Source organism: Teichococcus deserti, assembly GCF_001982615.1.
GTDB lineage: Bacteria > Pseudomonadota > Alphaproteobacteria > Acetobacterales > Acetobacteraceae > Pseudoroseomonas > Pseudoroseomonas deserti.
The window spans coordinates 1-7,900 of the sequence record NZ_MLCO01000374.1 but is presented as its reverse complement, the minus strand read 5'-3'; the positions used below and the strand labels follow the sequence as shown (position 1 = coordinate 7,900).

Genomic DNA, 7,900 nt, shown 5'->3' with positions numbered 1-7,900 from the left:
GTCGACGTGCAGGGCACCGCGCCCGCCAACACGCTGCAGCGCCAGGCGCCGGTCGGCCGCCTGCAGGGCACGGTGCAGGACACGCCGCAGACCATCAACGTGGTGCCGCGCGAGATCCTCGAGCAGCAGAACGTCACCACGCTGGAGCAGGCGCTGCGCAACGTCCCCGGCATCACCGCCTCGATCGGCGAGGGCAATGGCGGCGTCAACGGCGACCAGTTCCGCATCCGCGGCTTCGCAGCCCAGAACGACATCTATGTCGATGGCCTGCGCGACTTCGGCGCCTACACGCGCGACGCCTTCACCTATGAGGATGTCTCGGTCATCAAGGGCCCGTCGGGCTTCGCGCTGGGCACCGGCTCGGTCGGCGGCGGCGTCGCGGTGAACACCCGCCTGCCGCAGCTGGGCAACAGCTACGGCATGACGGCGACCGGCGGCATGGGGCCGTTCGCCCGCGGCACGCTCGACATCAACCAGCAGATCGGCGAGACCAGCGCGATCCGGCTGAACCTGATGGGCCAGTACAGCAGCACCGTCGGCCGCGAGGATGTCGACAGCCGGCGCTTCGGCATCGCGCCGTCGATCGCCTTCGGCCTGGGCACCGACACCACCTTCTCGCTGCACTACCAGCACTACCAGTACAACAACACGACGGATGCCGGCATTCCGCTGGTGAGCACGCCGGGGACGACCATCACCCGCCCGGCCACCGAGTTCGGCCTGCCGCGCGGCACCTGGTACGGCACCGACAGCGACCGCGACAAAGTGCAGCTGGACATGCTGACCGCCCGGCTGTCGCACAAGGCGAATGACTGGCTGACGCTGACCAACGACACCCGCCTCAGCATCATCGACCGCGACTTCGCCTATTCGATCGCCAGCTGCGACGTGACCTGCATCGGCAATTTCCGCGCCGGCCGGCCCGCCACCGCCACCATCAGCGGCGCCAGCGCCCCCTATCACCAGGAAAGCTGGGCCATCCAGAATGTCGCCCAGGCGACGGCGCGCTTCACCACCGGCGCCTTCCGGCACGAGCTGGTCGCCGGCATCGACGTCTCCTACGAGAATGTCGACCGCACCGGCTATGGCTATCTGACCAGCCGCACCGCCGCCTCGATCTTCGGCGGCGATGGCGACTTGAACCTGACGCGCGGCGCCGCCAGCAACACCCGCGAGACCGGCATCACCACCTATGCCGGCTTCCTGAACGAGCGGCTGTGGCTGACCCCGGAGCTGTCGCTGATCGGCGGCGTCCGCGTCAGCCGCTACGAGGTCGACCATGAGGCGGTGACGCTGGCGACCGGCGCCCGCACCGACATCAACGCCAACCACACCGTGGTCGACCCGCGCGCCTCGATCGTGTGGCAGCCGACCCCGGCGCAGACCTTCTACGCCACCTATTCAACGTCCACGACGCCGCCGGGTTCGCTGTTCACCACGCAGAACAGCACCGTCACCAACTTCCGCAACAACCTCGACCCCGAGCGCAACACGCTGTGGGAGCTGGGCGCCAAGGTCGGCTTCTTCGACAACCGCCTCGGCCTCTATGGCGCGCTGTACCGGATCGAGAAGTCGAACGCGACCTACTACGATCCGGCGACCAACGGCCTGGTCCAGAGCAGCGACGAGCAGCGCAACCAGGGCGTCGAGATCGGCATCACCGGCCAGATCACCCCGGCCTGGAACATCATCGCCAACTACACCTGGATGGACAGCGAGACCCGCAAGTCCTCGACCCCGGGGCTTGTCGGCAAGCGCGTCAGCTACGTGCCGGAAAACGCGGCCGCGGTCTGGACCACCTACGAGATCAACAAGGGGCTGCCCTGGAACCTGACGATCGGCGGCGGCATCACCTGGCGCGACCAGGTCTTCCTGAACGCCGCCAACACGGCCGAGGCGCCGTCCAACTTCTCGGTCGACGCCATGGTCTCGCACCGGATCAACGACCGGCTGCGGGTGCAGGTGAACGGCTACAACCTGGGCGACGCGCTGAACTACGACGCCGTCTTCGGCAGCCGCGTCATTCCGTCTGCCGGACGCACCGTGCTGTTCACGGTGGCGGCCGAATTCTGAGCCGGCCCCGCTTTTCCAGGCTGGAACAGGGGGGAGCCGCGACGCGGCTCCCCCCTCGCTGCATGATCAGACCTCATCGCTGAAGCGAGCCCGCCCATGCTGGTGCATATCCCGAATGTCCTGACCGCCGAGCAGGTCGCCCATTGCCGCCGCATCCTGGAGGCAGCCGCCTGGGTCGATGGCCGCGTCACCGCCGGTGAGCAGTCCGGCAAGGCCAAGAACAACCTGCAGGTGCCGGAGAATTCGCCGCAGGCGAGCGAGCTCGGCGACATCATCCTGCAGGCGCTGGGGCTGAACCCGATGTTCACCAGCGCGGCGCTGCCGCTGCGGGTCTTCCCGCCGCTGTTCAACCGCTACGACGTCGGCATGACCTTCCACGCGCATGTCGACAACGCCATCCGCTTCGTCCCCGGCGCCAACATGCGCATCCGCACCGACGTCTCCTCGACGCTGTTCCTGACCGATCCGGAGGACTACGACGGCGGCGAGCTGGTGATCGAGGACACCTACGGCACCCAGCGGGTGAAGCTGCCGGCCGGCCACATGGTGCTCTATCCCGCGACCAGCCTGCACAAGGTGGAGCCGGTGACGCGCGGCAGCCGCTGGTCCTCCTTCTTCTGGACCCAGTCGATGATCAAGGAGGACAGCCGGCGCCGCCTGCTGTTCGAGATGGACCAGTCGATCATGAAGATCCGCGCCGACCTGCCGGACAGCCATCCGGGCGTGCTGGGCATGACGGCGGCCTATCACAACCTGCTGCGCCAATGGGTGGAGATGTAATATCTTCCGGTCGATCTTCCGGCGGCGGGCGGCAGCGGCCTCCGCGCCGGATGCCTGGTCCGCCGGGCGGCCGCTGCTGCTGGCCTTCGCCAGCCAGACCGGCCTGGCGCAGCGGCTGGCCGAGCAGAGCGCCTCGGCGCTGCGGGCCGGCGGCGTCGAGGTCGATTGCCGGCCGCTCGCCGGGCTGGACGCGGCGGCGCTGTCCGACGCCGGGCGGGCGCTGTTCATCGTCAGCACCCATGGCGAGGGCGAGGCGCCCGACGCCGCCCGCGGCTTCGCCCGCCAGGTGATGCAAGCGCCGGCCGCGCTGACGGGGCTGCAGACCGCGGTCCTGGCGCTGGGCGACCGCGCCTATCCGGATTTTTGTGCTTTCGGCCGGCAGTTGGCGGCCTGGCTGGCCCAGAGCGGCGCGCAGCCCCTGGCGCCGCCCCTTCAGGCCGATTGCGCAGAGGCGACAGCGCTGGCGGCCTGGCAGGCGCTGCTGGAGCGGCTGGGGGCGGCCGGCGGCGTGCAGCTGTCGTCAGCGCCGATGCTGCTGCCCTGGCGGCTGGTGCAGCGCCACTGGATCAACCAGGGCAGCCCGGGCGCGCCGCTCTACCGGCTGCGGCTGACGCCCCCCGCCCCCGAGGCCTGGCAGGCCGGCGACCTGCTGGAGGTGCAGCCGCGCGGCGGCCGCGGCGCGCTGCGGCGCTACACAATCGCCTCGATCGACGCCGAGGGCCATGCCGAGCTGCTGGTGCGGCAGCTGCGCGGGCCGGGCGGAGAGCCCGGCCTCGGCTCCTTCTGGCTGACCGAGGGGCTGCCGCTGCGCGCCGCCATCGCCGGGCGGGTCATCGCCAATCCGGGCTTCCACGCGCCGCCCGACGACCGGCCGCTGATCCTGCTGGGCAATGGCAGCGGCATGGCCGGGCTGCGCGCGCATCTGAGCCAGCGCGTCGCCCGCGGCCAGCACCGCAACTGGCTGCTCTTCGGCGAGCGCAGCCGGGCGCATGACTTTCATGGCGGCGCCGAGATCGAGCAATGGCGGCGGCGCGGCTGCCTGGCGCGGCTGGACCTGGCCTTCTCGCGCGAGGCGCCCTGTCAGCGCTATGTCCAGCACGCCCTGGCCGAGTGCGAGGGCGAATGCCGCGCCTGGCTGCGCGACGGTGCTTGTCTTTACGTCTGCGGCGGCCAGCGAGGGATGGCACCGGCGGTGCATGGCCAGCTGGAGGAATGGCTGGGCGCGCCGGCGCTGGCGGCGATGGCCGCCGAAGGACGCTATCGCCGCGACGTTTACTGAACCGGCGCAGACATCGATTGGTCATTATTTTGCGACGCACAAAATATTGCCGCGCTCTTACCGGGGGCCGCACGAGTTCCTCGTTGCGGGCATGGTACACATTCGCTTTATTCCTGACGCCCCTGCTTGCTTCCAGTGTACGGAACCGTCATCTCACCGCCGCCTCCGTATCCCGGGAGCGTCTCCCGAAAGCCTTGCCTCATCCCACCCGGCCGCCGCCCGGATCTTCCGGCGCAGCCCCAGGAAATTCCGTGTCATGATCAGATCCCGGCCCGTCGTCATCGACGGCCGTTTCATCGGTGTCGCCGTCGCCCAGGAAGGCAGCTGGCGCTTCATCGCCAACGACCCGGCCGCGCGCGGCGCCGAGGGCCAGCTCTTCCCCGGCCTGCCCGGGCTGCAGCAGCGCGTCCAGGCCGCGCTGATCGAGAGCCGCATGCCGGCGATGCGTCGCGCCGGCTGAGCACCATCCCGGCCTGTCCCGGCATCGCGCCACGCCGCAGAATTTTTTAACTTATGACAGCTTGCCACGGGAACCTGGTCGCGCCGGCCTTGTTACAGAGGACGCGGCCAGGCCGTTGCCCCCACCAGGGGCACGGGTCGTTCGATCATATCGGCGCTATCGCGCCGCTGTCCGCCCCGGTCGCTCACGGGATTTTGGAAGCGATGCGAGCGGCTTAGCCATTCAGCTCCGGAACCCGGTATGGGCGGCTTCGTTGCGTCATGCGGTCTTCGCTTGCGCCGGGCGCAGGCAGCCTGCTGGAATGACGGGGTGAACGGACGTCTCCCCCCTGGCGGCACCGCCGATCCGCGTCACCCCCGTGACTGGATCACCAAGGTGTCCGACCTTACCCTTTGCCTCAGCGGCTACCCGATCCGGATTCGCCTGCATATCGGCCGCGCCCAGCCCTATACGCTGGAGGTCGATGGCCAGGAGGGTCGGCCCTATTCCTCGCTGCAGCTGGCGCGGGCCGATGCACTGCTGCGCGCGGCGGAATGGGACGACTGGATCGATGCGGCGGAAGACCGCGCCTTCTGATGGTCAGCGCGCCGCGACGGCGGCAGCCGGGGCTTCCTGCTCCGCGACGATGGCCTGGATGGCTTCGGCCAGGTCGATGACCTCGGGCGCATAGGCCTGGATGCTGCTGGAAGCGATTCGCGCCTCCAGCCCCTCCAGGAAGGCGACCGGACTGGCGGTGTCGAGCCCGGCGAAATCGGCAACGTGGTACCGCCACCAGGCGACCCGCTGCGCCCTCTCCCGTGTCGCCTCGTCGAAGCGGTACTTGACGACGCGGGCCGGTACGCCGGCGACGATGGCGAAAGCCGGCACATCCTTGGTGACGATCGCGCCCGCAGCGACGACGGCGCCGTCGCCAATGCTGATGCCTGGCTTCAGCAGCACGTTCTGACCCAGCCAGACGTCGTTGCCGATGCTGACCATGCTGCCCGCCGCATCGAAGGGCGCAGCGGCCGGGGCCCGGCCGTGGAGCCGCCGGACGTTGTTCAGATAATAGGTCCGGAAGGTGAAGAGATGAGTGCTGATGCGGTCGGTTGGATGGGCGATGCCCATCACCTCACAGCGCCAGGAGATCGAGCAGTAGCGGCCGATCCTCGCCCGTTCCATTGGCGAGCGCGAATAGGAAAAGGCGCCGATGGAGAAGAAGTTGTTCCGGCAAAGCGTCGCGTGCGGCTCGACAAGCGCGGGATTCTTGATCGTGACTACATCGCCAATCTTGTAGACTCCCGCGATCTTCGCGTGATGATCGAGGTTGATATTGTTGTCGATGAGGAATTTCTCGACTGCGGCGCTATAGCGGAACTTGAAAGGATACTTGACCATCCGGGCTGCGTTCCTCGTCGCGGCGACGTCCCGGAAAATGCTGCGACCGCGCCGCCACATGGACCGGACATTGCCGACCCGTCACACAAATCTCTGCGCAACGCAATACGCAGGGGTATGGCGGCAATTACGTTGCCTGCTTCGAGGAGAACTCAATTGTTCGACGGAGAGGGACCGGTTGGTGGGCGCACTAGGGCTCGAACCTAGGACCCGCTGATTAAGAGTCAGCTGCTCTACCAACTGAGCTATGCGCCCCAGCCTTGAAGAAACCCGAAGGCGCCTTCGTGGCAATGACCAGTTCTGAGGTGGGTTGGTGGGCGCACTAGGGCTCGAACCTAGGACCCGCTGATTAAGAGTCAGCTGCTCTACCAACTGAGCTATGCGCCCCACCGCTGCGGGGCTCGGTCGGCCGCCCCGCTCAGGTGAGGCGGGCTTTTACCCCATCCCTGGCCAAGCGCAAGCCCTTCAGTCGCGCGTCGCGCTGAATTCTGCATTGCGATGCACCCAGACCGACATCAGCAGGCCAAAGCCCAGCATGGTGGTCAGCATGGCCGAGCCGCCATGGCTGATCAGCGGCAGCGGCACGCCGCCCACCGGGATGCTGCCGGTGACCATGGCGATATTGACGAAGACATAGAGGAAGAAATTCACGCCGAGGCCGATGGCCACCAGGCGGCCATACTGGTGGCGGCAGCGCAGCGCCACCAGCAGGGCGAAGCCGACCACCAGCGCCAGCAGCGCCAGGGTCGACATGGCGCCGACCAGGCCGAATTCCTCGGCCAGCATGGTGAAGATGAAATCGGTCTGCTTCTCGGGCAGGAAGTTCAGGTGTCCCTGGGTGCCCTGCAGGAAGCCCTTGCCCCAGATGCCGCCCGAGCCCAGCGCGATCTTCGACTGGATGATGTTGTAGCCGGCGCCGAGCGGGTCGCTCTCCGGGTCCAGGAAGGTCTGGATGCGGGCGCGCTGGTAGTCGTGCAGATGCTCATAGGCGATCGGCGCGATGCCGGCGGCGGCGCCGATCAGGATGGCGAATTTCCACCAGCGCACGCCGGCGGCCCAGAAGATGGCGCCGCCCACCATCAGGGTGATCAGCCCGGTGCCCAGATTCGGCTGCTTCAGGATCAGCCCCACCGGGATGAGGGCCGCCACCACCGGCGGGATCAGGAACAGCGGATTGCCGACGCGCTCCCAGCTGGCGCGGTGGAACCAGTGCGCCAGCGCCAGCACCAGCATGATCTTCATCAGCTCGGAGGGCTGCAGCTGGATCGGGCCCAGCTCGATCCAGCGCTGCGCCCCCTTCCCCACCTGGCCATGCACCGCGACCAGCACCAGCAGCCCCATGCCGAAGAGCCAGCCGGCCCAGGACAGCTTGGCGATCAGCCGGATGTCGATCATGGCGATGGACAGCATCATCACCAGGCAGAAGCCGAAGCGCAGGGCGTGGCGGCTGGCATAGGGCTCCGCCGCGCCGCCGCCGGCCGAGTAGAGCGCGACATAGCCCACCGCGGCGACGGCGCAGAGGAGAAGAACAAAGCTCCAGGGGATCAGCCAGAGCTTCTCCAGCACCCCCGCGCCGCGGTCGCGGGTCAGCAGGCGACGTTCGAAGACCATCATGGAGGGGGGACCATCATGGAGGGGGGGACCATCATCGGCGGGGCGTCTCCGGCGTGCCGGCGGCAGGCGGCCTGGCCCCCTCGGCGAGCTGCTGCGGGCTGCGCGGCGCCTCGGTGGTGCGGGCGGGCGGCGTGCCATTGGCCTGCGGGGCCGCCGGCGCGGTGGGGGCGGCTGGCGGGGTCGATGGCGGCGGGCGCAGGCGAGTCATCACCTCGACCATGACGTCGCGCGCCAGGGGCGCGGCGGCGCCGGAGCCGCTGGTGCCGTGCTCGACCACGACCGAGATGGCGTAATGCGGGTTGTCATAGGGGGCGAAG

The 7,900-nt window shown here is 68.6% G+C and carries 7 protein-coding genes, 2 tRNA genes and 1 pseudogene; 5 read left to right on the top strand and 5 right to left on the bottom strand.

Features of this window, described 5'->3' with window-relative positions; all coding sequences use genetic code 11:
* The 5 genes from BKE38_RS27505 to BKE38_RS27485 form a co-directional block, all read left to right on the top strand.
* On the top strand, positions 1–2,073 hold a 2,073-nt coding region (locus BKE38_RS27505), incomplete at its 5' end, for a TonB-dependent receptor (RefSeq protein ID WP_076960369.1).
* Between the two features lie 96 nt (positions 2,074–2,169).
* Entirely contained in the window at positions 2,170–2,853 is a 684-nt protein-coding gene (locus BKE38_RS27500; protein WP_076960367.1) for a Fe2+-dependent dioxygenase, read from the top strand.
* Entirely contained in the window at positions 2,819–4,132 is a 1,314-nt protein-coding gene (locus BKE38_RS27495) for a sulfite reductase subunit alpha (RefSeq protein WP_083747916.1), read from the top strand. The genes BKE38_RS27500 and BKE38_RS27495 overlap by 35 nt, the downstream gene beginning before the upstream one ends.
* 256 nt (positions 4,133–4,388) lie before the next feature.
* Positions 4,389–4,592 carry a hypothetical protein gene (locus tag BKE38_RS27490; protein WP_076960365.1) on the top strand — a complete coding sequence of 68 codons (204 nt, stop codon included), beginning with the start codon at positions 4,389–4,391 and terminating at the stop codon, positions 4,590–4,592.
* 309 nt (positions 4,593–4,901) lie between these two features.
* Positions 4,902–5,168 carry a hypothetical protein gene (locus BKE38_RS27485; protein ID WP_131829748.1) on the top strand — a complete coding sequence of 89 codons (267 nt, stop codon included), beginning with the start codon at positions 4,902–4,904 and terminating at the stop codon, positions 5,166–5,168.
* Positions 5,169–5,171: 3 nt separating this feature from the next.
* Here the strand turns inward: BKE38_RS27485 and BKE38_RS33725 are convergent, their stop codons facing one another.
* The 5 genes and pseudogenes from BKE38_RS33725 to BKE38_RS27460 form a co-directional block, all read right to left on the bottom strand.
* The gene (locus BKE38_RS33725; protein WP_076960363.1) at positions 5,172–5,969 is read right to left on the bottom strand and encodes a CatB-related O-acetyltransferase; all 798 of its coding nucleotides are present in this window, start codon (positions 5,967–5,969) and stop codon (positions 5,172–5,174) included.
* A gap of 179 nt (positions 5,970–6,148) precedes the next feature.
* A tRNA-Lys gene (locus BKE38_RS27475) sits at positions 6,149–6,224 on the bottom strand.
* Positions 6,225–6,280: 56 nt separating this feature from the next.
* Positions 6,281–6,356, bottom strand: a tRNA-Lys gene (locus BKE38_RS27470).
* Positions 6,357–6,434: 78 nt separating this feature from the next.
* On the bottom strand, positions 6,435–7,580 hold the full coding sequence (gene rodA, locus BKE38_RS27465; RefSeq protein WP_076960368.1) for a rod shape-determining protein RodA: 1,146 nt from the start codon (positions 7,578–7,580) through the stop codon (positions 6,435–6,437).
* 34 nt (positions 7,581–7,614) lie between these two features.
* Positions 7,615–7,900 (bottom strand): annotated as a pseudogene (locus BKE38_RS27460) (hypothetical protein); the annotation flags it as partial.

Excerpts from the sequence above, each read along its gene's own strand:
- BKE38_RS27500 (WP_076960367.1), top strand. The coding sequence starts at position 2,170 with ATGCTGGTGCATATCCCGAATGTCCTGACCGCCGAGCAGGTCGCCCAT.
- BKE38_RS27490 (WP_076960365.1), top strand. The coding sequence starts at position 4,389 with ATGATCAGATCCCGGCCCGTCGTCATCGACGGCCGTTTCATCGGTGTC.
- BKE38_RS33725 (WP_076960363.1), bottom strand. The coding sequence starts at position 5,969 with ATGGTCAAGTATCCTTTCAAGTTCCGCTATAGCGCCGCAGTCGAGAAA.
- rodA (WP_076960368.1), bottom strand. The coding sequence starts at position 7,580 with ATGGTCTTCGAACGTCGCCTGCTGACCCGCGACCGCGGCGCGGGGGTG.